Source organism: Mesorhizobium shonense (assembly GCF_040545255.1).
GTDB classification, from domain to species: Bacteria; Pseudomonadota; Alphaproteobacteria; order Rhizobiales; family Rhizobiaceae; genus Mesorhizobium; species Mesorhizobium shonense.
Genome location: NZ_JBEPLM010000013.1, coordinates 1 through 21,112, shown reverse-complemented (window position 1 = coordinate 21,112; position 21,112 = coordinate 1). Strand labels below are relative to the sequence as shown.

At 61.9% G+C, this 21,112-nt stretch carries 22 protein-coding genes, 1 tRNA gene and 1 pseudogene; 4 read left to right on the top strand and 20 right to left on the bottom strand.

The features are described from left to right. Positions 1-218: 218 nt before the first annotated feature. The 13 genes and pseudogenes from ABID26_RS27295 to ABID26_RS27235 all read right to left on the bottom strand — a co-directional run bounded on the left by ABID26_RS27295 (position 219) and on the right by ABID26_RS27235 (position 9,679). Entirely contained in the window at positions 219-1,268 is a 1,050-nt protein-coding gene (locus tag ABID26_RS27295) for an L-idonate 5-dehydrogenase (RefSeq protein WP_354417109.1), read from the bottom strand. Further along, complete coding sequence (locus ABID26_RS27290; RefSeq protein ID WP_354417107.1) at positions 1,265-2,671, bottom strand: TRAP transporter large permease; 1,407 nt, start codon at positions 2,669-2,671, stop codon at positions 1,265-1,267. The genes ABID26_RS27295 and ABID26_RS27290 overlap by 4 nt, the downstream gene beginning before the upstream one ends. A gap of 4 nt (positions 2,672-2,675) precedes the next feature. Then, positions 2,676-3,248: a TRAP transporter small permease gene (locus ABID26_RS27285; protein WP_354417105.1), complete on the bottom strand. Its 573-nt coding sequence runs from the start codon at positions 3,246-3,248 to the stop codon at positions 2,676-2,678. Between the two features lie 86 nt (positions 3,249-3,334). Then, positions 3,335-4,309, bottom strand: coding sequence for a sialic acid TRAP transporter substrate-binding protein SiaP (locus ABID26_RS27280; RefSeq protein ID WP_354417104.1), 975 nt, complete (start codon positions 4,307-4,309; stop codon positions 3,335-3,337). Positions 4,310-4,355: 46 nt separating this feature from the next. Beyond that, the gene (locus ABID26_RS27275) at positions 4,356-5,102 is read right to left on the bottom strand and encodes a FadR/GntR family transcriptional regulator (protein ID WP_354417102.1); all 747 of its coding nucleotides are present in this window, start codon (positions 5,100-5,102) and stop codon (positions 4,356-4,358) included. A 186-nt stretch (positions 5,103-5,288) separates the two neighbouring features. Beyond that, positions 5,289-5,492: a GNAT family N-acetyltransferase gene (locus ABID26_RS27270; RefSeq protein WP_354417170.1), complete on the bottom strand. Its 204-nt coding sequence runs from the start codon at positions 5,490-5,492 to the stop codon at positions 5,289-5,291. Then, a complete protein-coding gene (locus tag ABID26_RS27265) occupies positions 5,492-5,743 on the bottom strand; it encodes a hypothetical protein (protein WP_354417100.1) in 252 nt (83 codons plus the stop codon). The genes ABID26_RS27270 and ABID26_RS27265 overlap by 1 nt, the downstream gene beginning before the upstream one ends. Positions 5,744-6,452: 709 nt before the next feature. Beyond that, positions 6,453-6,562: transfer RNA gene (locus tag ABID26_RS27260), tRNA-Arg, on the bottom strand. Between the two features lie 57 nt (positions 6,563-6,619). Then, positions 6,620-7,147, bottom strand: a pseudogene (locus ABID26_RS27255) (RES family NAD+ phosphorylase); the annotation flags it as partial. Further along, positions 7,144-7,749, bottom strand: a complete 606-nt coding sequence (locus tag ABID26_RS27250) for a MerR family transcriptional regulator (RefSeq protein ID WP_292367269.1) — start codon at positions 7,747-7,749, stop codon at positions 7,144-7,146. The gene ABID26_RS27250 and the pseudogene ABID26_RS27255, both read right to left, overlap by 4 nt. A gap of 94 nt (positions 7,750-7,843) precedes the next feature. Continuing rightward, on the bottom strand, positions 7,844-7,978 hold the full coding sequence (locus ABID26_RS27245) for a hypothetical protein (RefSeq protein WP_354417098.1): 135 nt from the start codon (positions 7,976-7,978) through the stop codon (positions 7,844-7,846). A gap of 10 nt (positions 7,979-7,988) precedes the next feature. Beyond that, complete coding sequence (locus ABID26_RS27240; RefSeq protein WP_354417096.1) at positions 7,989-8,219, bottom strand: 3'-5' exonuclease; 231 nt, start codon at positions 8,217-8,219, stop codon at positions 7,989-7,991. A gap of 338 nt (positions 8,220-8,557) precedes the next feature. Next, positions 8,558-9,679: an RHE_PE00001 family protein gene (locus ABID26_RS27235; protein WP_354417094.1), complete on the bottom strand. Its 1,122-nt coding sequence runs from the start codon at positions 9,677-9,679 to the stop codon at positions 8,558-8,560. 231 nt (positions 9,680-9,910) lie between these two features. Between ABID26_RS27235 and ABID26_RS27230 the strand changes: the two genes are divergently transcribed. The 4 genes from ABID26_RS27230 (at position 9,911) to ABID26_RS27215 (ending at position 12,170) form a co-directional block, all read left to right on the top strand. Next, positions 9,911-10,153 carry a type II toxin-antitoxin system Phd/YefM family antitoxin gene (locus ABID26_RS27230; protein WP_125002582.1) on the top strand — a complete coding sequence of 81 codons (243 nt, stop codon included), beginning with the start codon at positions 9,911-9,913 and terminating at the stop codon, positions 10,151-10,153. Beyond that, complete coding sequence (locus tag ABID26_RS27225) at positions 10,153-10,569, top strand: type II toxin-antitoxin system VapC family toxin (protein ID WP_189521486.1); 417 nt, start codon at positions 10,153-10,155, stop codon at positions 10,567-10,569. The genes ABID26_RS27230 and ABID26_RS27225 overlap by 1 nt, the downstream gene beginning before the upstream one ends. After that, positions 10,559-11,728, top strand: coding sequence for a tyrosine-type recombinase/integrase (locus ABID26_RS27220; RefSeq protein ID WP_126098616.1), 1,170 nt, complete (start codon positions 10,559-10,561; stop codon positions 11,726-11,728). Before ABID26_RS27225 ends, ABID26_RS27220 begins: the two co-directional genes overlap by 11 nt. 247 nt (positions 11,729-11,975) lie before the next feature. Next, positions 11,976-12,170, top strand: coding sequence for a DUF6494 family protein (locus ABID26_RS27215; RefSeq protein ID WP_126098617.1), 195 nt, complete (start codon positions 11,976-11,978; stop codon positions 12,168-12,170). A 214-nt stretch (positions 12,171-12,384) separates the two neighbouring features. On the opposite strand, the gene repC is transcribed toward ABID26_RS27215, so the two are convergent. From repC to ABID26_RS27180, 7 genes are all read right to left on the bottom strand, one after another. Then, a complete protein-coding gene (gene repC / locus ABID26_RS27210; protein ID WP_292371778.1) occupies positions 12,385-13,719 on the bottom strand; it encodes a plasmid replication protein RepC in 1,335 nt (444 codons plus the stop codon). A gap of 165 nt (positions 13,720-13,884) precedes the next feature. Beyond that, positions 13,885-14,895, bottom strand: coding sequence for a plasmid partitioning protein RepB (repB, locus tag ABID26_RS27205; RefSeq protein WP_126098619.1), 1,011 nt, complete (start codon positions 14,893-14,895; stop codon positions 13,885-13,887). A 2-nt stretch (positions 14,896-14,897) separates the two neighbouring features. Next, positions 14,898-16,103 (bottom strand): plasmid partitioning protein RepA, encoded by a 1,206-nt coding sequence (gene repA, locus ABID26_RS27200; RefSeq protein ID WP_126102601.1) that lies wholly within the window; start codon positions 16,101-16,103, stop codon positions 14,898-14,900. A 2,099-nt stretch (positions 16,104-18,202) separates the two neighbouring features. Further along, the gene (locus ABID26_RS27195; protein ID WP_292371776.1) at positions 18,203-18,490 is read right to left on the bottom strand and encodes a hypothetical protein; all 288 of its coding nucleotides are present in this window, start codon (positions 18,488-18,490) and stop codon (positions 18,203-18,205) included. Positions 18,491-19,059: 569 nt separating this feature from the next. Then, the gene (locus ABID26_RS27190; RefSeq protein WP_126098620.1) at positions 19,060-19,254 is read right to left on the bottom strand and encodes a hypothetical protein; all 195 of its coding nucleotides are present in this window, start codon (positions 19,252-19,254) and stop codon (positions 19,060-19,062) included. Between the two features lie 743 nt (positions 19,255-19,997). Continuing rightward, the gene (locus tag ABID26_RS27185) at positions 19,998-20,174 is read right to left on the bottom strand and encodes a hypothetical protein (RefSeq protein WP_189521602.1); all 177 of its coding nucleotides are present in this window, start codon (positions 20,172-20,174) and stop codon (positions 19,998-20,000) included. A 635-nt stretch (positions 20,175-20,809) separates the two neighbouring features. Continuing rightward, a partial coding sequence (locus tag ABID26_RS27180; RefSeq protein ID WP_354417089.1) for an Lrp/AsnC family transcriptional regulator occupies positions 20,810-21,112 on the bottom strand: 303 nt, incomplete at its 5' end.

Here is a 21,112-nt window from a genome sequence, read left to right as displayed (position 1 = left end):
GCATCGCGCGCTCGAGTTCGCCGCCGCAATCGCTCCAGGCGCGAAATTTCTCGGCAATCCAAGCAGCCAGGCCGATGGGCCTGTCGGAGAGCACGAAGGCCAGGTCAGCGGCTTGGTGGCCTGGAGCGCCGCGTAGGCGCCCTCCGCTGTCGTTTTGTCGTGCAACGTCGCGGTCGAGCGGCCGGCGTTTTGCGCCGAGCGGCAGCTTCTCGAAGCTTTCAGTCGGCAGTAAGCAGGACCTTGACACTCCGGCTTCGATCGAGAGCAAGCCGGAAGGCTTCAGGCGCCGCCGCGAGCGGCCGCCTGGCGGTGATGAGACGCTCGACGTCGGCCTTGCCGGCGACGATCAGATCGACGGCCGTGCGGAATTCCTCGCCGAAACGGAACGTGCCCCTCAGATCGAGTTCCTTCGCCATGACCGCATTGGCGGGAAGCGGAAGCTCGCCGCCGGGCAGATTGCCGACCTGGACGATCGTACCTCCCCGGCGCACATTGCGGATCGCCGATGCGAGCCCGGCCGCCGTCCCGGAAATCTCGAAGACGGTGTCCAACGGAGCCTGCCTTGCAGTCGCCGAGAGCTCGTCGTTGCCGCCGGAAATGTCGATGACGCGATCCGCGCCGAGGGTCTTGGCGAAAGCGAGCGGTGCGGCCGCGATATCTATCACGGTGATTTCGCCGGCGCCGGCGAGCCTGGCCGCCAGCATGGTGAGCAGGCCGATCGGGCCGGCGCCAAAGATGGCGACGTGGGCACCCTTCACATCGCCTGCCCGCTCCACCGCGTGCAGGCCGACGGCCAGCGGCTCGGCGAGCGCCGCGGCGGCAAAGGACACACCGGCCGGCACCTTCACGCATTGCGCCGGCGTCGCATCGAATAGGTGCGCGAAGCCGCCCTGCATGTGCGGTGTCTTGGAGGCCGAGCCCATGAAGTAGATGTTGTCGCAAAGGTTGGGACGGCCCTCGCGGCAGCGCGGACAGGACCCGCACCAGCGCGACGGATTGACGGCCACGTGGTCGCCGGCCTTCAGCCCCTCGGCTTCGCCATTGACCTCGACGACCTGGCCGGCGACCTCGTGGCCGAGGATCAGCGGCGAGGTGACGACGAAGTCGCCCGTCCGGGCATGGCGGAAATAGTGCAGGTCCGATCCGCAGATGCCGCCGGCCCCGAACCGCACGCGAACCATGCCGGGCGCCAGCGCGCCAAGCTCGCACTGGGTGAGGCGCAGATCCCCGGGACCGAACAGCATCGCCGCGACCGTGGTGGCGCTCATCGGACGAGCCCCATTTGTATCGGCAGCCACAGGGTGATCGCCGGCAGGAATGTGATCAGGACCAGCGCGACGAGCAGCGGCACGAGCCAGGGCAGGATCGCCATCGTCGTGCGTTCGACCGAAAGGCCTGCGACCCGCGAAAGCACGAACAGCACCATGCCGAGCGGCGGGTGCAAGAGGCCAACCATCAGGTTGAGTGTCATGATCAACCCGAAATGGACCGGGTCGATGCCGTAGACCGCGGCGACCGGAAGCAGGATCGGCACGAGGATGGTGATCGCCGCGATCGTGTCGAGGAAACATCCGACGACCAGCATGAGGATGTTCACGAGGATGAGGAACACCCATTTGTTGTCGGTGAGCGCAAAGACGAATGTGGAGAAGGCCTGCGCGGCCTGGCTGACCGTCAGCAGCCAGGCGAAGATGGAGGCTGCAGTGACGATGAACAGGACGGATGCAGTCGTCTCGATTGTGTCGAAGCTGGCTTTGGCCAGCGTCTTGAACGTCATCGACCGGTAGCGGACCAAGCCGAGGAAAAGCGACCAGATGACGGCAGCCATCGCCGCTTCCGTGGGCGTGAACCAGCCCATCGTCATGCCGCCGATCAGGATCACCGGCGTCATCAGCGCCATGACGGCCGAGAAGTCGAAATACCAGTCGGCGGCAATGAGAACCAGAAGCGACAGACCGACGGCGGCGTTGATGGAGAACCCCATCTGCACAGCCACGTAGACCGCCACGGGAAAGCAGAGCACCACCACCACTTCGACCGACGCGGCGGCCAGTTGCTTCAATTCGAAAGGCGTATCGGAGCCCCAGCCCTTTCGATGCGCGAAGATCGCGACGGTGATCATCATCAATGCGGTCATCACGACGCCGGGAAGGATGCCGGCCATGAACAGCGCGCCGATCGATACGTTCGCCATCATGCCGTAGATGACGAAGGGCAGCGACGGCGGAAAGATCGGGCCGAGCGTCGCGGAGGCGGCGGTCACGCCGACCGCCGCCTCGACCGGGTAGCCATGGTCCTTCATCGCCTTGATCTCGATTGTTCCGATGCCGGCGGCGTCTGCGAGCGCCGTTCCCGACATGCCGGAAAAGATCACCGAACCGATGATGTTGACCTGCGCCAAGCCGCCCTTCATCCATCCGACAAGCGCCAGCGCGAAGCTGTAGATGCGGCCGGTCACGCCGGCGATGTTCATCAGATTGCCAGCCAGGATGAAGAAAGGGACGGCGAGCAGCGGAAAGCTCTCGACGCCGGCGATCATGCGCTGCGCGGTGATGATGTCAGGCGCAACGCCATAGATCACGAGATAGAGCAGCGAAGCCGTCGCCATCGACACCGCCACGGGAGCGCCGACCAGCATCAGGACGAGAAAGGAGCCGATGAGAAGAAGCATGGGCCTATTCTCCGATCCCGTCGAACGCCCCCGGGCGCTCCAGCACGGAATAGCCGCGTCTTAAATTCCCGACGAAGACCTGGATCGATCGGACGAGCATGAGGGCGAAAGCGGCGAACACCGCGTAGAAAAAGACGTTGCGCGGCAGGTCGATCGTGGTCATCCGCTCCCGGGCCACGATCGACACGTACCGCCACATCAGCACGCACATGTAGACGAAGAAGCCGATCCTGACGGCGTCGACGAAGAGGGCGAGGAAGCGCCCGGCCGACGCAGGCAAATAGTGGTAGAGCACGTCGACATGGATGTGGCGCGACAGGCGCACGCACATCGCGGCGCCGAGGAAGACGACGACCACGAGAAAGTTGATCGCGACCTCCTCGGTCCAGGCGAGGCTGTTGTTCAAGACATAGCGGGTGAAGAACTGCAGGAAGACGCAGACCACCATGCCCCAGAAAGCGGCCAGCGTCACCCAATCCTCGACGGCATAGCGGGACAGATCGACAGGCACCGCCTCCTCCTCGAAGGAGTGGGCGAGTTCCTCGGCGGTGACCTGGGTGTGGACCTCTGGCGTCATCGGCACGGCTCCAGCAGAACGGGATTTTTTTGGCTGCTTCGGTCGAGAAAGAAGGCCCGGCGCGGCAGGCGCCGGGCCCGGGCTGCTTACTTGACCGCCCGGATCGCTTCCCAGTCCGCCTTGCGATATCCGAAATCCTCGAACTTCACCTTCTCCGTTACCGCCTTCTCGAAATCGGCTTTGTCGACTTCGGTCACCGTCACGCCCTTGTCCTTGAAGAACTGGACGAGCTTCTGCTCGCGCTCGACGATCTTCTTGGTCGCCCGGGCGGCCGCCTCCTGCATGACCTCGGTGAAGATCGCCTTGTCCTCATCCGAAAGCTGCGACCAGCGCGATTGCGAGACGATCGTGTTGAGATGGTCGACGATGTGGCCGGTCAGCACGATGTTCTTCTGGACCTCGTAGAACTTCTTCGCTTCGATCGTGGTAAGCGGATTTTCCTGCGCCTCGACGGTGCCGTTCTGCAGCGCCAGATAGACCTCAGCGAAGGCGATCGGCGTGGTGTTGGCGCCGCAGGCGCGCGGCATGGCCAGATAGGCCGGCACGTCGGGAACGCGCATCTTCAGCCCCAGCATGTCGGAGCATTTCTCAATCGGGCGATTGGAGGTCGTCTGCCGCGTGCCGTAATAGGTGGTCGCGACGATGTGGTGGCCGGAGGCCTCCTCGTAGCCCTTGGTAAGCTGCTTGTAGATGTCGCTCTTGGTGTAGGCGAGCAGATGATCGGCATCGCGGAAAGTGTAGGGAAAATAGGTCACGCCGATGGGCGGGAATTCGCGCGCAGCGAAGCTGGAGCCCGAGATGATGATATCGACCGTACCGAGCGTCAGACCCTGATTGATGTCGGCTTCCTTGCCGAGCTGCGAGGCCGGGAACACGTCGATGTGGTAACGGCCGTTCGTCCGCTTCTCTATCTCTTGCGCGGCCCACACGGATTCGGTGTGGAAAGGCTCGGACGTCTCGTAGACATGCGCCCATTTCAATGCGGTCTGCGCCGATGCCGCCGAGAACGGCAAGGCGAGTGCGGCGATGGCGCCGAGAATTGCTGCGTATCGGAATTTCATGGCAAGATCTCCTCCCTGTGATGATCGTCCGAACTGCCGCGCCCGGTCATTCCGTGTGAATGATGGGCGGTTCCTTCTTCCCGGCAGTCTCCGCGACAGCGGACCCCTCGCCGAAATTGCGCGAAAACCTCTCTTGCGACAGCCGCAGATGGTGCCGCATGGCGGCCTTCGCCCCGCCGGGGTCGTGCGCCGCGAGCGCGTCGCGCACCGCTCGGTGCTCCTCCAGAGCCGCCTGCCAGGTGGTGCGATCCTCGAAATAGCTCGAAAGCCGCTCGAAATAGGGATTCATGCGCTGGTCGAACAAGTCGCCGACGACGCGCACGAGAACGGCATTGCCGAGGATGGCCGCAACGCCCGTATGGAACTCGCGGTCGAGTGAAATCGTGGTCCTGGTCGGGTGGCGCTGCCGGTCCATCCGCCCGAGCACCCTGTCCAAGATGCGAATATGCTCGGCTTTCACATGCTGGGCGGCTTCCTCGGCAATTGCGCCTTCGATGAATTCGCGGGCCCGCAGAAGCTCGAACGGCCCTTCTCCGGCGCTCGGCGGCGGAGCCGAGCGGGGCGGCTCGGTCACGTAAATTCCCGAGCCGACCCGGATGCGGACGCGGCCTTCGACTTCAAGCGCGATCAGCGCCTCGCGGATAGTCGGCCGCGAAATGCCCATGCGCTCGGCCAGCTCACGCTCGGTGGGAAGGCGATCGCCGGCTGCGTATTCGCCGCTGTCGAACAATTGCCGAAGCTGATCGGCAACCTGCCGGTACAGCCGGCGCGGAACGATGGCTTCGATCGGCATCGATGCCCAACCTCCCAGGCAATGTCCAAAGCCAATATGAATCGGTAAATTGGCCTGACCAATTCAAAGTGTCGGAAAAGAGGTGGCGAGTCAACCGTAAGACCGTATGGCGATTGCCGTTCGGCCTGACTCTGCCGAATGGCCTTTTCTCGGGCATTTCTGCCGTTCGGTTATGACTCGGCTCGGTTAGGGATGCGACGTTTTTGGAACCCCGTCTTCGAGTTCGAAACCTGCGCTGAGATAGAAATTGATCGCTGCAGGCTTCTTCGAACCCGTCATCAGCATGACCTTGTAGCAGCCCGCCCGCCACGCAGCATTTGATGCGGCAAGCAGGAGCCGCTTGCCGAAGCCTCGGTTTCTAAAGTCGGTGCGTGTTACAACGTTTTCGATCAGTCCATATACGGGCTCCCGCCGCGAGTGAGGTTAGGCACGACTACCAGGGAACACGATGCTGCCAGCACCCCGCCGACCTCACCGATAAGAATTGCACTGCCGCCAAAGGCCATGAACTGGTCGAACACTTCCTCTGCGCGGTCCGGCATCGGACGCGCATCGCCTGGAGCAAGATGCTGATACAAGTCCAGCAGAGTCGGCAGGTCATCTCGGCGGGCATGACTTATATGTAGCGAGTTCTGTTCCATGCTCGGATGTTGCTCCGCGCCGAGCAGTGACCACAACGGGCCCTGTCGGGCCTTTCGGCTTCGCCGCCAGAGAATGACGGCAGCGACTGGTGCTCCTACAAGAAATCGCCGACACCGTCGAATTTCCCAGCCGGGATTCCTGCCCTGTCAGGAACCTCCGCCAGTATCGGAAGCCCTCCCGTTGCGCTTCTTCATAGGCCCTGGCTGCCCGCCAGCCCGTGCAGGGCCACAGAACGAAAAACCCGGGATCCGGCGGCTGCGGTTTGATGCAGAGTCTTGAAAACTTCCGCACCTGGAACTGTACACGCCTGCATTGCTAGACGGCACACCTTCGTTCCGGCAAAGCTGTGAATCGCGGGGCCACTGGCAATCCGCAGGTCGGCGGGTTCAGGCAATGCCCATTGAAAGATGGGCCGCCGACTTTCCTTTTTGGCTGTAAAGCTCGGCCGATTGTCGCTTTCGATTGCCGTCTCAAATGGCGGAACGTAAGGACGCGGATGGCTATCACGCAAGCGAATTCCACCACTGCATACCAGCGATTTCGTCAGCAGTCGGATTCCGGTTCGGTTCGTCTGCCATTTTCTTATCCTTGCATAGGACTTGAGCTCCAGGGGCCTGCCTGCTCTGTGCCGCCGCAGGTGCAACGGCCGGTCGCCTATTTGGCAAGTGGGGCTGATGTTAGGACTGCCAGCTGGTGAGATGTTGATCTTGGTGCGCCCGGCAGGATTTGAACCTGCAATCGCCAGATTCGAAGTCTGGAGGATTGGTCTATGCTGACGGCTCGGATACCGACTTGCCGAAGATATTGAGAACCTCCGCCACTTCTCTCACCATCTGCGACAAGGGACGCGTTTGCTGGGCCGTGAGGCGAACGTCCGGTCGTTCAAAGAGAGCAAGGCAGGTTTCACCGGAATCATGGCGCGACTGGTAGGCTAGTCCATCTGGCTTGTCCTCGTGATCCCACAGGGCATCGGACCAACGCGCGCAGGGCTCATACGGTCCGGTTGAGATTGAATTATCTGTGCCAACGATTTGAAGACCCGCCCCATGGAGACGCACAACGCGCAACGCCCGGGGGCAGACGAGGCTCGTCGCGGACCGGCCAACGATGTCTGTCGAGGCAACCATGAGGCGTTGCGGGTTTCGCAGCAGTGCGCCACGAAGGGTCAGTCCGCAATAGAGGACACCGAACCGACTGCTTGCGCAGTCAAAGCGGTTCGTTGGCGGCACGCCTGAACCTGGACCGAAGAAGACCGGATCGAACGACGATCGGTGAACGCGGTAGAGCACCTGTCCCGGGCCGATTTCGTCGATAGGTAGCGAAATCTTTCCAAGCCAATCGGGCGGCGGGGGCGCCGCGCCGGATGGGCCACGCGGCGCGGTCCGACGACTTCCAGACTTCATGCAAACCCGTCCTGCGCCTCGCTCCGCAGCAGGCGCAAGACTGCCTCCCGATCGCCAGCCTTCAAAGCCTCGAGCGGAGAGCGCCCTCCAAGGGCGGAATCAGGCGCAAGCAGGAAGTCCAGAGCCACCCACGGCCCAGACGAGGCCTGAGCTTGAACAATGTCCGGAATGCCGGCGGCGACATCCGTATTATCGAATTGGCAAGCCGGGTAACGCCAGTCGCTTCCCTCCCGGAGGGCGAGCAGGGACCCGGCGCGCCGACGCTTGTCCACGGCCTGTCGCGAGATGCCGAGCAGACTTCCCGCATCTTCGGCGGACAAAGTGCCGCCCGCGCGCTCGATCAAGAGCTTGCGATGTTCGACGTTCCTGGCAAGGGCTGGAACCAGCGGATCGAGCTCAATGACGGCCGGCCCCACGACATCGGACCGGCTTAGAAGACGTGCGAGCGATCCGGCATCGGTCGGAGCCGCCAGAGCTTCGGAGAGCGTTTTCGGCGACGCGGTTGCCGCCATGCGCTCGAGCGCCGATGTGGCGCGCCGAAGAAACGTTGCCTGCAGACTGTCGGACTTTATGGTGCTTGTGTTTGGCGCCGCGCGAGCCATGGCGACCTCTGTGGTTGACCTCGGGAATATATAGGTACAAAACTGCCCACGTCAACTTCGGGACAACGTCATGCTGCGGCAGCTTATGTATGCTTCAATCCTGCTGACTTCGTTGATACAGTTCTGGGACCGATGGTGAATGGTGGTGCTCCTGAAAGACCAGGCTAAGGTGTTTTTTCGGGCGCGTCACCCCGACGTAGAACAAGCGCCTGGCTTCGCGAAGGCTCATGGGTGTCTGCTTATCGCGCGCGCTCGGGATGTTTGGAAGCGTTTACGCCGTACATGATGACCGCGTCGAACTTTCTGCCCTTCGCGCTGTGCAGGGTGCTCAGGCTGACCCGACCAGTTCCCTCCATCCTTCCGGCGAAATGCATCAACGGCACATCCAGATCGCGCACCGGATCGGTGCCGGAAATCATCTCGTCGCAGACGTCCACTCCTGTTCGGAGTTGCGCGCAATCGCGCGCCATGGCGTGACGAGTTCTCGTGAGAAGCGCTGCGGCCAGGCGTGGGTAGTTTCGCCGCTTCCAAATGAGGTGCTGAGAAACCCCATGAGTTGGGCGGACAGTTCCTGTTCCTCGCGGTCGCTGGCGTGGCGCCCATAGACCAGTATCATGGCTTGCAACAGAAGCCGCGAAAACGGCGGGGCGGCAGCGCGCCAGCCTCTGTGACCCAGCGGGCGCAATCTTCAAGCAAGCGCGCAAGACGCGAACTTCTCTTGACCAGCGCATTCGCGTCGGCGCTTAAGATAAATGGAACGGCGATGTCCCTGGCTGAGGTCCGCGTCACGAAAGCAGCTCCGCGGCGCTCAAATCACTCCCCACGCCCGAAACCTTCCCCTGCCCGTCATCTCGCGCAGGCCGAGTTCGCTGACAAGGTTGAGCGCACCCTGCTTCGAGACTTTAAGGCGGTCCTGGATCATGCCCGTGGAGACGAGTGGACGCGACATGACGAGTTCGGCCAAGCCTGGCAATTTCGAGCTGACGCGGCGCTCACGCAGCCGCCGCTCCATCTGGCTTTTTGCCAACACCAGGCGATCATGCTCCTTCAATCCCGCCAGCGCCGCCTCCTGTACGGCGTCGATGCAGGCCAATAGTCGGTCGTCGCGATTGCGTGCCCGCCGGCGCTCTCTTGGGATATTCTTGGCGCCGAGATGCAGTGAGGCGAGGTGGCAGCCGGCGAGCCCTTCCTGCCTCAGGAGTGCCGACACCAGCAACGGCCCCAGCCAGGACGCATGCTGCAGCACGTCGATGCTGGACCATGTGTCGAACAGAACCGCCGCGCGCAGGATCACCGGCAGTTGGCGCGTTTCACCGAGCACACCCTGCCACTCGGCCAGCCGGACATCTTCGTCCCAGTCAAGATCGTAGACCAGAGCTGGACGATCGGCTTTTGGCGCTGCCTCCTTGCGAGCCGCTGCCGTTCCGCCTTCCAGCACCTTGGTCGACCGTTCCAGCACGGCGTCGATCGCCGCCAACTCTTGCGCCAGCGGATCCGGCTCGTCCGTGTCGATCGGCTCGTCAGCGCCAAGCGCTGGCACAAAACTCCCCTCCCCTTCCCGGCCTCCTTCTGCCGGCTCCGCCGCGCCGCGGCCGGTGAGCTGGCGAAGGCCCTCGCGGCTCAGCGCCCAGTCCGGAGCGCGGGAAATAATTTGCCGTCTGGCGCGCAAAACCGCATGCGCGCGGGTGAGCTCGTGGGTCGGCGCTCGGACATCCATGTGCGCGTCGTGCAGCACCAGGTCCTCGAGGTGGACGAGCTCGCCCTCGAGCCAAAGTGCAGCGGTTGCGTCAGCAAAATTCTGCCGCTCGATCCAGCCCTCACGAATGGGAGAGCGGAACAGCCGCTCGTCGAGGCGAGCCAACAGCTCGGTGGCGCGGGCAACCGGCCCGATGAGGGTTTCCAGAGGCAGCTTGGCGATGTCGTAAGTCATTGATTTCACGATAGCTGATTCGCGATAGTCCAGCTATCTGCCATTTAACTTGACTTATAGGTGGTTTCCATTGGCGGCTATATCACTGTCGATAAGTATCTCTTATCGATAGTGAGATGGTTCACCGGTTGACCACCTCTGCTTTTGGCTCTATCGTCGCCCAAAACACCGATCGCCGGGCCAGGCCACGCTGCGCTCGACCACAGGGCCCAATTTCCGGAGCACGCCGTCATGACCATCACCGTCAAGGTTGCCGAAGCCAAGACCCATCTGTCGGAGCTCCTGGCCAAGGTCGAAGCCGGCGAGGAGGTGATCATTTCCCGCGGCAACGATCCGATCGCCAAACTCAGCAGGATCCGCAAGGATACCGACCTCACCGCCCTAATCGAAGAGGTCCGCGCCGCCCGGGCCCGCGCCAAGCCTGTCACCACCGAGGAGATTCTGGCTTGGAAGCACGAGGGGCACCGCTACTGATGTCTTTGATCCTCGATGCGTCCATCGCCGCCGCCTGGCTGCTGCCGGAGGAGCACAGCCAGGCCGCCGAGGCGCTGGTAGGGGGACTTGGCGGCCGCTGCCCCGTGCCATCCTTATTCTGGCACGAAATCCGCAGCATCCTGCTTGTCGCCCGGCGACGCGGGCGCATCCACGACGGCGAGGCGCTCGCCGCGCTCGGCCGGCTGCGGCGCCTGCCGCTGGAGGATGCCGGTCAGGGCGCGGACGCTAGCGTCATGGCGCTCGCCGAAGCGCATGGGCTGAGCGCCTACGATGCAGTCTATCTGGCGCTGGCGCTGGAGCGGTCTCTGCCGCTCGCCACGCTGGACCGCAAGCTGGCCGCTGCCGCGCACGGCGAAGCCGTCGTCGTTCTGGGACCATTCGCCAATGACGGCTGAATTTGGCGATCCGCCAGACCGCGGCGTTGTTCAGCGCGCCGAAGCCCTCGACGCGCTCGATTCCGTGCTGCCCTTCGACCGCCGCGACTTTTTGGCCGAGCTCCTCACCGACGACGATGTCGCCACACTTCGGCACCTCGCCAAGGAAGGCATCGGCGAGAATTCGCTGCGCGCGCTCGCCTCCGACCTCGGCTATCTCGAGGCGTGGTCGCTCGCCGCCACCGGAAGACCCCTGCCCTGGCCGGCGCCGGAGGCGCTGCTGATCAAGTTCGTCGCCCACCACCTCTGGGACCCGGCCAGACGCGAAACCGATCTGGCGCACGGCATGCCGCAAGACGTGGCAGTTGCGCTGAAGGAGCAAGGCCTGCTGCGCAGCGACGGTCCGCATGCGCCCGCGACGGTGCGCCGGCGGCTCTCCAGCTGGTCGACGCTGACGAAATGGCGGGGGTTGAGGGGCCGATTCAACGCGCCGAGCCTGCAGAGCGCCATCAAGCTCGCGGTCCGCGCCAGCGCCCGGCCACGCGGCCGCAAGAGCCGCAAGGCAGTGACCGCCGATATTCTCGTCACGCTACTCAAGGCCTGCGCGGGCGAAAAGCTGGTCGACCTGCGCGACCGCGCCCTGCTGCTCACCGCCTTTGCCTCCGGCGGCCGCCGCCGCAGCGAGGTCGCCCGCCTGCGTGCCGAGCAGCTCAGGGACGAAGATCCGGTCCCCGTCGACCCGAAGGATCCGAACAGCGAGAAACTGCCGTGCCTGTCGATCCACCTCGGGCGCACCAAGACGACCCAAGCCGATACCGACGCCTTCGTGCTGCTCATCGGCCGGCCGGTTTTGACCATGAAAGACTGGCTCGCGCGGGCCGGGATCACCGAAGGCGCCGTCTTTCGCGGCATCGACCGCTGGGGCAATCTCGAGCCGCGGGCGCTGACCCCGCAGGCCGTCAACATGATCCTGAAGCGCCGCGCCGCCGCGGCAGGCCTCGATACGCAGCTGATTTCCGCGCACGGCCTGCGCGCCGGCTACCTCACCGAAACCGCTCGCCGTGGCATCCCCCTCGTCGAAGCCATGCAGCAGTCGCAGCACCGATCGATCAGCCAAGCTTCGCGCTACTACAACGACGCGGAACGGCAGTTGGGACGCGCGGCAAGGCTGATTGTCTGACGCTTCCCCAGCCGTTCTCTCGGGAACATTGCTACCCGCACAAAGACGGCCCCTGTGCATTATTGGGAAACGATTCAGGTAGCGGCTTGGCAGCAAGCGCCCGCTCTTCCTCCTTCCAAGGGCCGATCAAGTTCAAGGATACCTCCTCCCGGCTCGGATCTGTTTCTATGGGACCGAGCGTCACGTCCTGCTTCCTTGATCCCTTGCCTTCCCTTACAATCCCTTCCGGACACAGAGGAGTTCGGCCATGAGCGAAGACGCCTTCAACATGTCGATCCGCAAGTTCCTGAAGGAAGTCGGCGTCACCTCCCAGCGCAAGATCGAGGAGACGGCGCGCGAAGGGCAAATCGGCGGCGAGAAGAAGTTAAACGTCCGCATGACGCTGACGGCGGAGGGCACCGACCTTAACCACGTGGTAGACGGCGAGATTGAACTCCCATAAGCCGAGCGAAGCGACCTAGCGAAACGTCCGACGCGGCCGAAAGCGTCGAGACGGATAAGCAGTTGGAATAGGGTCTGGTCGACATCCACGCAGTACCGCTCACCACCCGCATATCGCTTTTGAGCTGGCGCCAGCCAGGATCCGCACCGCCCCACAGATAGCCTGAGGCTTATGCGGACCACTCGCCATGGTGCGACGCCTGGCGCCAGCACCCTCACCGCTCCCAGCCCTTCTTTTTCATGTTCTTGCGCAGCGCTTCGCTGATCTCCACAGTAACACCTCGATCGCCGTCGGCGGGATCGGTTACAGACCTTCCGTTGTTGCCGGCTGCCTTGGCGTGCGCATCCAGTTTTTCGCGCAAAAGCGCCATGATCATCGGCCACACCGAGAACTTCTGGTCGCGCGCCCGTTCTGTCAAATTGCGCAGATAGCCGCCACGGCTGGCAATGCGGTCGGACCGCTGGAGGATTGCCGCTACCGTGATCGCGGCCTTTTCCGGCCCCATGACCTCGACTGCTTCCTGCCAGGCGCTGGGGCTGATGCCCATGAACGGCCGGGCCTGGGTCGCGGCCTCCACAAAATCGCGCCATGTCCGGATATGTCCGTCGCGCGCCAAGGTCAGAAGTTCAGGGCAGGCATCCACCACCATGCCCAGCGGCAAATCCCGGCTCGGCAAGGCGCGCACGTTGTCATTTTTGACGCCAACGCCGCTCGCTTCACCTGTTTCTTCTAAGCCGTATTCAGATTCATCGGTAGAAGAAACATGTGGGTTTGAATTCTGTATGTGGCGCTCAGATTGGGACTCATTGGCGTTCGGATTCTGCGAATTAATGAACGATTCCAAGGTCTGATGCACATCGACCCAAAGATCTTCCAGCTCGTTGCAGATCGTCTCGAGGGTCAAGCGTGCAGCCGTCCGCGGCAAGCGGGCGATAATCGCTTCGTACCGGCGCATGAACCCTTGCCAATTGCCAGGAACGCCTTCGTTGATGCCGGCCTCGATCATCTTGACGACGTCGCGCCGGCTGATGGTGAGGCGCTCCTTGACCAGGCGATGCGCCTTGCGCTCGGCCTGGACGGCCGCTGCCAGGGCTTTGAACTCTTCTGCCCGCGCAAGGATCGGCGAGAGATCGAACCCGTAGGCCTGGTCGATCGCACCGCCCTCCCCTCTTCGCGCAAATCGCTTGCCATTCGGGCTGTCGCGGCGGATGACAAGGCCCGTTGTCACCAGGTTAGCCAGATGACGCCTCAGTGTTGCCGGCGACATGCCATTGGCACGACGGATGAGCTGCTCATTGGAAGGAAATACGATCAGGCTTTCCTCTGCTGTGAGCTCGTCCGCGCGATGAAACGACAAAAGCGCATTCAGGATCGCCAGGGCACGATCGGTCGCGCCGAGCGCCTCCTTGGCCTCTCGGATATCGCGAAATACCTGCCACTTCGAAGCCCGGGCTTTCTCGTCAATTTCACCGGCAGCGACTTGGTTGGCGAGTTGCCCAAGCGTCATCGGCCGCCGCCCAAAGGGCGTCGTTGCTATATGCGTTCCCATTTTCCCTTCCGCCTATTGCTAGGCAAAAGAAACCTGCTCGCCAAAACGACGCCGAGACTCTTGACAGTGATTCGTGGATTTGCGATTCTCAGAGCTGCTACGGACTGAGAAGGGCTTCCGCGCGGTGACGATCGGGGGCCTTTTTCTTTTGCGGTTGAGTGCTCCTTAGTCCGTTACCTGTTGCCGGAACTCGTCATAGAGCGCTTGCAGGCGCTCCCGCACGAAGCTCGCGAATTCCGGTTCGATGCGCTTGTCGAAAGCGAAGGTCATCTTCGCTTCACTGTCACTGATGTTGACCAGCCGGGATCCGTTGGCGGCGGCCCATACCGTCCTTTCGGGCTTCTTTGCGGTGGTCTTGACGAGATCATGGATAGCCTGAAAGCGCTCGTCGCTGGTACGCGCGGCAAATTCCGGCTCCTGGATGGCCTTCAGCGCCTTGGCGCGCTTGCCGCGCTCGTCGAGCAGGTCGGCGAGTTCCGCCCATCGCTGGCGCCCGAACGATTCCGCGGTGCCTATGGCTTCGATGATGTCCGCCGGCAGACGAGCGACAAGCGCTATCATTTTTGAGAGTGCCGCTTTATCGACGCCAAGTGAGGCCATGATGATGTCGCGCGAGAAACCCTTGGCTTCGAGCTTGGCCGCGAAATAGCACCGCTCGATATAGGAAAGGTCGCTGCGACTGTTGTTTTCCTGGCCCTGGCTGACGACAAGCTGCTCGTCGCTCAGGTCCCTGACGACAGCGCGAACCAGTCGGCCAAGCTGCCTGACCGCAGCCAGCCTCCGGTGGCCGTAGGCCACCTGGTAGCGACCGTCGCTGTCTGGATGCGGACGCACCAGGATCGGCACCTGTTGCCCATGCTCACGGATCTGCGCGACCAGGCCGGCTTGCACTTCATCGCTGACCCCAAGGCGGTCGATGACGATCGACTGGTCGATCAGGCCGGGATCGAGTTCAACGATCGCCTGCCCTTCCGACAGCTTACGCTCGATCTCCTCGGCTCGCTGTGCGCGCGAGTTGATGTTTTCGAGCGATTGCGAGATGGCTCCCACCGGACGGCCGGGCTTTAGAGGCCTGTCCAGGCCCATCAGGGGCCTTACAAGCGCCGTTCTAGCTGCGTCTGGTTGAGACTGTTCGCTGGTGGCTTCGGACACTTCGAAGAGGTTCTTGCGGGCCATGGCTATTTCCGCCCCCAGGTCTTGCGGATCAGTTCCTCGATCTCACCGTTGACAAGGGTCAGGCTCTCCAGGGCACGATCATAGGTCCCGCGCGTGAATTGTCCGCGTTCAACCTCATAGAGGGTCTGCTTCGTCAGCCCTGCGTCGGAGATCGCGGTCGATTTGAGCATGGCGTTTTCGAGAACCCGATTGCCAAAGATCGAACGCATGAACCCGGCCATCTGGCTTTGCGGACCATCGTTGGGTTCGAACCGGGTGACGAGATAACGCATCCAGTCATAATCGGTGTTGCCGCCGGCGTTCTCCACGACGCTCAGCAGATCCGAAGTCATGAGCAGGAACTGGGACATCGACATTACATCCAGCATCTGCGGATGCACGGTGATGATGACGGCCGTGGCCGCGCACAAGGCAGACAGGGTCAGGAAGCCCAATTGCGGCGGGCAGTCGATGACGACCACGTCGTAGGCGCTCTCTATCTCGGCCAGACATTCACCAAGCCTGGCGAAGAACATCGTGCCTGGCTGCCGGCTCGCCAATACCTTTGGCGTTTCGTGCTCGAATTCCATCAGTTCGAGATTGCCGGGAACAAGGTGAAGGTTGGGCGTATAGGTCGAGCGCACGATCTCGAGAATGCTACGGCATTCCTCATCGTAGCGGATCGCCCCGTAGATGGTCTCGTTGGGCCCGACATCCAGTTCGGGCTGATGGCCGAACATCGCCGACAGGCTGGCCTGCGGATCGAGGTCGATAGCAAGCACCCGGTAGCCGCGCAACGACAGGAACTGGGCAAGGTGGGCAGCCGTGGTGGTCTTGGCGCTGCCTCCCTTGAAATTCATCACCGACAGAATCTGGAGCTTCTCCCCTGCCCTACGGTGGCGTATGTATTTTCCAGGTCCCTTTGAGTTCTGTTCGTCGAGCACCTGACGCAGCCGGTCGATGTCTTCCACCGAATACAATCGCCTGCCGTTCGCCTGCGGTTGCGGGCCATGTCCCTCCGAAACGATCTGCCGGAGATAGCCTTCGTGAATGCCGATGAAACCTGCGGCCTCGCCTGGGGTAAACAGGCGCATGCCCTTCTGCGCGGTCGGCGGGAATATCCTCGCCTGGTGCGCTTGCAGCTGCCGTGACAGTTCGGTGGCGTCGGCGGCAATGAGTTCGCGAAGGCTTTCGCCCGTTGGAACGCTCTGGTTGACTTTCTCCAACATCGGCCCTCTCTTGATCTGCGCATTTTGGCCAAAGGGCGACGTAAATGCGCTGATCAGGATGGACTGATTCTGAACTGCCGACAAATGCTTTTTGGTTACCAAAAGGTTAACGAGCCAAGCTCCTAAAGTGAGTCGCCGGCGGCTTGCAATTTACACAAATAATGGCGCGCCAGGTGCAGGCATACTCCATCGCCTGCTATCAGAGGCTACTGATTGTTTTCAGGGTATCTTTGTGCCCGCTTGCCCCGACCGCTTTCGTGCGAGAGCACCGCCCCTCCTTCCCCTCAGCCGAGCGCCCTGCAAATGCACCCGAGCCTAGCGACACGCAGGCCTTTTTCTCGGGCTTCGGCGCAGATGGCTACTCAGGAGTTGTCCGTGTGCAACTTTCCCCGCCTCGCCCCGACCCCGTCTCGTCTTGACGTTGGCTGGGCTCGTGGCATCGAGCTTCCTCCTGGACACGTAGCGAACGCCGTCACCGCAAAATCGAGGCGGTCATCCCAGCGACTGGCCGCCAGGCCCAATTGTTGGCGATGGGTCGGCCGCTGCCATCGTAGTTGTACGTGTGCAACTTTTCGTCACCACACCTCCCGTGACACGTTGCGTTGGCTGAACCACGGCGGCGAATGCTCGTCCGCCTTGGGAGATCCCGTGGAACATCAAGCGACCTCCCGGAATAGGCGTCGGACCGAAGGGACCGACAGTTGGGCGCCGGCGAGGCTCTTGCCGACCCGCCACCTTGGTATTTGGACGTGCGCCGTCTTTCGCCGCACTAATCCGTCCTTTGGCTGCACCCGGGCGACAGTTGTGCCCGTGCCATGCTTGGCGGGCCCCGCCCACCGAGCCGGATCCGGGCCACCTGTTGGGATCTGGCAAGCCACTCGACGACCGATCTTTTTGAACCCCATTAATCCTGCCTCGCAGCGCGGCAAACGCTGCTAGCTCCACCGCCTGCCGATCTGGCGAGGTTGGATTTGCGAAAGAGCATCGAAAGCCGCGAGAAAGAAGGAGCCCTTCGACGAGCGGCCGAATTGAGCTCAGTCCAGACCTGTTGTATGGCCGCGACTCGCGCAGCGTTCGCTCCGCCACCGATCTTGAAATGCCGGGGGCTGTAGCGCAATTGACCTCCGACACTGTGGGCTGAACCCCTTTGCGCAATGCTTGGGCGCAGTTCCCCACCGGAGCGGCGTTCTCATGTCGGCAAAAGTTGTACGTGTGCAACTCCTGTTGCTTCGCATTGCCGACCACGCGGCTTGGGTTATCCTCCGCGCACGCGACGGCCGAGGCCGCCGCAGCGATCCTTGGGACATCAATGCGGCGGGCCCAGCCGCGCTCAGGGGGCCACATGACCGAAAACGGAGCAAAAAGAAGCAGCTTCAGCTCGTACAGTTGGTGGCAATTTCTCCCATGCGACAGTTGCTTTGCGCGAGTCCCTGCGGGCCCGGACACAACGCCGCACGGAGCGAGGTATCTCGACCAAGTTACTGGCAGCTGTTCTAGCTTCGCCTCGATGCTTCGAAGAGGACGCCGTCGTTGTACACGTGCAACTCGCCTCTGCGGCAATCATCTCTGAAGGCTACCGTCGTCCGGAAGCGCAGGGGAGGGGGCCTTGTCTATCAAAGCGACCAAGGTGCCGCAACTCAGACATGTAGGCAAACGCTCCAATGAATAGCGCCCGTCGAGAAGGCAAGTGCACCGATTGGCACGGCACAGTCCACGAAGCGTGCCGTTGCTGGAACCTGCATCCGCGGATGCTCCCAAGGTTTCATTGGGCGCTTGACCAGCAGGAGCCCACCGCTCGACGATGTCCCGGGCTGCGACCTTAGTGCAATTCTGGGCGGGATATCCAAGCCATACCGCCCAGGAGTGGAGTGGTTGCACGCGCGGTTACAAATGACCTCTCCACCGCAAGCGAGTTCGTCCGAATTCACATACTCGTAACCTTAACAGCGCGTTAAGGTTTGGGATTTTTTAGTTTTCAGTACGCAAGTTCACTCATATAGCAAGGCATTGATATCATTGCATAATCGGTTCCGCCACAATGTTCCGATGCATGGGCAGTAGATCAGTACCGAAGAAAGGGGCGGTCACTCTGGGGGCGGCTAGCCGTTCTCTCTCAGAATCCGGTTTTGTAGCATATCGAGCGCGCCGGCCGCCGTCTCTAAGTCAAGGTGCGACAGACCGTCTTTGCGCTTCTGATATTCCTTGCCCATGAACCTCGGGCCTCGTTCAAACGCCGAGGCGGTCTGAAGGTTGCGGGGGGGGTCAGAGCGGCGCTGAGGCGGGCGAGGGTCGTCGTCGCAGTGCTGCGCACATAAAATCCGGTCGTGCAGCTCTCGAAGCCCATCCACATGGAGGCTGGACGGGACTTTGCTCAGGGCAGACACCATCAGGGTGCTCCTCGAATCCCTGCCCGACGAAATCGAATTGCGCCAATCTGAAGCCAAGGTCGTGATTGGCTGTTCCGACAACTGGCTCGATTGCGGTCGCCTATACGCATACGGCCCTAGGTTCGTGAATGACATCGGCCTGATCCGCTACCCAGTTGCCTATCTCCGCGAATCGATTTCCCAGCATACTGTCGATACCCACGACGTGGCGGGGCGCGGACCTCGACGCCACCCAGCAGGACATCCGAAGAGTCACACCCGCAAGCCAACAAAAGGCCGCAGCAGCTGCCGGCAACACTCCACAACTCGTATGGGAGTACCGGTAGCCCAACCACAAGCCGCTGGAAATGAAATGAGTGCCCGAGCGCTGACCGAAGTCTGGATCGGCTTGCCTAGGCGCACGAGCCGGCGAATTGAACCGCATGCCGCGCAAAAAGGAAGTTGCCTCGGTTGAGGCAAAGGGCGGTGGCTTCCGGGCCGCCCCAATCGTCAAAAAGTGATCCCTGTGGACCCGGGCCCGTTACGGTGGCTTAGGCTCGGGTGCAAGCGGAGGGCTAGAGGTCCGGCTCTCATACCGGAACAAGGCCAGCAGCCAAGCTCTCCTGTTCGAGAATATCTGTAACATCACCGACGCTGGCCCCTGAATTGGGGTGGGCCGTCGCCAGTTCCCTTGCCTTGGATTTCACGTCAAACGAAGACTGCCGCTGCTTCTTCGCCGCTGCTACCGCGTCTGCAATCTCGACTGCCAGGGTAAGTGCCGGCATTGGATTCCTCCCGAATGCCCCAGCCTTTACCCCAAATATGGCAGACATTCGGCCAACCCTACGCATTCGAAACTAGGCAAGTTGGACGGGACCTCTGCAAATCACACTGTCGACTGGCGTCAGTTCTGTAGAATCCGTGAAGGCACCTACGGAAAAGAAGAGCGCGATCGCGAGCAGGATAAACGCGCCGGGGGAGGGCACATCACGAAGCCGCCCGCATTGGCGGCGCGGTTCTAGCGTCGAGGATAAGATAAAGCCCGACGCATGCTAGGGAGCATAGGCGCCGGGCTCGCTGCGAGAGACGGTCCCAAATCTGAACCGACCCACATTGCAACAATTCACAGCCAGCGAATGGGTTCCCCAAAGAGGGTCATCAAGGGTGACGGTTCGTGGCTGTTCTCTTGCTCCTAGCTTCGCGGCCTTGCCAGTATCAACATCGAAGATTTCCAGACTCCGTCACGGTCCCCTTCGCATATCTTCGTGTTCGGCGGGACAGGAGCGGGCGGCAACAAAACTGGCCATATACCTCTGCGGAAACCTGCCTCACGTCCGTTGAGAAAGAGACTGGCCTGCATCGGTCGCCACATGATTTCCGGAGCGTGTTCGCCACGGGCCGGCGATTTGTCGCCCGATGATATCCCGAGTCGCTTTCGAGGCTGCCGTCAAGAAAGAAGGCATGCCGTTCGATTGATTGAGGCTGGTTCTCGCCACTCCCTAACCCGCTCGCCTAAGCGGACTGTCGGCTAATCATTTGCCAGCAACCGCGCCTCGCGGAGAAGTGAGTTCGGACTGTTGCCGAGCATCTTGATAAGGTCACGTGCTTGAGCTTCGGTAATGCCGGTTTCCCGCACGAGAAACTGCACCCGAAAGTCCTTCTGCGCCTGCACGCGCTCGGCGCGTTCTTGATCGTTCTCAGCCATAGGAAACGTCCCCAGTCAGCCAGAACCCAGCGCCAACGAATTTGTTCCAACAAAAAAGGCCCATCGCAGCTAATGAGCGTAAGCGACGGGCCTCCTGCAATTAGGAGCGGTTACACCTGGAGGATCGGCCGCTACGCCGCAAATCACCAAGCCGTGAATTCGTTCCACAATTGAACACGGTATTCTCTTCGCGTCCGAACCCGTTCTATGAGATAGTCTGCATAAACCGCGCCGAGGGCGGCGGCCATGTCAGTGTCGCGTTCCAGTGGTGTCTACTGGCCCGCTGATCTGGATATGCTCCAGCGGGTGTTTGACCGCTTGTGCAATGAGCGCCGCCTAGCCAAGAAAGACCGGGAGCAGCGTGCATTCCTGGCCACGGAACTGTTCCAACTTTTCCATGACGGCACCACCGACGAATCTGATCTACTGCGAACGCTTTCGAAGCGCCGCAGGGCATAACCGTCGGCGTTCACCCTCTTCCTTTCGGCGCTGATGCCGTTATCCTCGGCAACTGCAAGTCTGCTGGCCGCTAGGTGTCCCATCTCCTTGGAAAGCGCTGCGGGCTTCAGAGGGGTCAGCATGCCGGCTCGACGGTGCTGGCCCCTCTTCGTTCTCTGGAGCGCGTTGCGGCGCACCTACATCATCGGCAGAACTGTCGACTGCTTGAACTGGTCTAAAGCAAAGCTCGATTCGATCGAGGCCACCCCTTCGAGTCTCGTCAGTTTCTGCTTGAGAAACGCCTCGTAGACAGGCAGGTCCTTCACCACGACACGAAGCAGATAGTCCCGCTGTCCGGTCATGAGATAGCAATCGACGATCTCCGGCCATCGCGCCACCGCCGCGGCAAACCGATCGAGTTCCTCCTCACGCTGGCGTTCGAGCTTGATCGACACGAACACGCTGATCGGCAAGCCAACCTTAGCCTGGTCAACCACCGC

Excerpts from the sequence above, each read along its gene's own strand:
- ABID26_RS27295 (WP_354417109.1), bottom strand. The coding sequence starts at position 1,268 with ATGAGCGCCACCACGGTCGCGGCGATGCTGTTCGGTCCCGGGGATCTG.
- ABID26_RS27290 (WP_354417107.1), bottom strand. The coding sequence starts at position 2,671 with ATGCTTCTTCTCATCGGCTCCTTTCTCGTCCTGATGCTGGTCGGCGCT.
- ABID26_RS27285 (WP_354417105.1), bottom strand. The coding sequence starts at position 3,248 with ATGACGCCAGAGGTCCACACCCAGGTCACCGCCGAGGAACTCGCCCAC.
- ABID26_RS27280 (WP_354417104.1), bottom strand. The coding sequence starts at position 4,309 with ATGAAATTCCGATACGCAGCAATTCTCGGCGCCATCGCCGCACTCGCC.
- ABID26_RS27275 (WP_354417102.1), bottom strand. The coding sequence starts at position 5,102 with ATGCCGATCGAAGCCATCGTTCCGCGCCGGCTGTACCGGCAGGTTGCC.
- ABID26_RS27265 (WP_354417100.1), bottom strand. The coding sequence starts at position 5,743 with ATGGAACAGAACTCGCTACATATAAGTCATGCCCGCCGAGATGACCTG.
- ABID26_RS27250 (WP_292367269.1), bottom strand. The coding sequence starts at position 7,749 with ATGGCTCGCGCGGCGCCAAACACAAGCACCATAAAGTCCGACAGTCTG.
- ABID26_RS27245 (WP_354417098.1), bottom strand. The coding sequence starts at position 7,978 with ATGAGCCTTCGCGAAGCCAGGCGCTTGTTCTACGTCGGGGTGACGCGC.
- ABID26_RS27240 (WP_354417096.1), bottom strand. The coding sequence starts at position 8,219 with ATGGCGCGCGATTGCGCGCAACTCCGAACAGGAGTGGACGTCTGCGAC.
- ABID26_RS27235 (WP_354417094.1), bottom strand. The coding sequence starts at position 9,679 with ATGACTTACGACATCGCCAAGCTGCCTCTGGAAACCCTCATCGGGCCG.
- ABID26_RS27230 (WP_125002582.1), top strand. The coding sequence starts at position 9,911 with ATGACCATCACCGTCAAGGTTGCCGAAGCCAAGACCCATCTGTCGGAG.
- ABID26_RS27225 (WP_189521486.1), top strand. The coding sequence starts at position 10,153 with ATGTCTTTGATCCTCGATGCGTCCATCGCCGCCGCCTGGCTGCTGCCG.
- ABID26_RS27220 (WP_126098616.1), top strand. The coding sequence starts at position 10,559 with ATGACGGCTGAATTTGGCGATCCGCCAGACCGCGGCGTTGTTCAGCGC.
- ABID26_RS27215 (WP_126098617.1), top strand. The coding sequence starts at position 11,976 with ATGAGCGAAGACGCCTTCAACATGTCGATCCGCAAGTTCCTGAAGGAA.
- repC (WP_292371778.1), bottom strand. The coding sequence starts at position 13,719 with ATGGGAACGCATATAGCAACGACGCCCTTTGGGCGGCGGCCGATGACG.
- repB (WP_126098619.1), bottom strand. The coding sequence starts at position 14,895 with ATGGCCCGCAAGAACCTCTTCGAAGTGTCCGAAGCCACCAGCGAACAG.
- repA (WP_126102601.1), bottom strand. The coding sequence starts at position 16,103 with ATGTTGGAGAAAGTCAACCAGAGCGTTCCAACGGGCGAAAGCCTTCGC.
- ABID26_RS27195 (WP_292371776.1), bottom strand. The coding sequence starts at position 18,490 with ATGGTGTCTGCCCTGAGCAAAGTCCCGTCCAGCCTCCATGTGGATGGG.
- ABID26_RS27190 (WP_126098620.1), bottom strand. The coding sequence starts at position 19,254 with ATGCCGGCACTTACCCTGGCAGTCGAGATTGCAGACGCGGTAGCAGCG.
- ABID26_RS27185 (WP_189521602.1), bottom strand. The coding sequence starts at position 20,174 with ATGGCTGAGAACGATCAAGAACGCGCCGAGCGCGTGCAGGCGCAGAAG.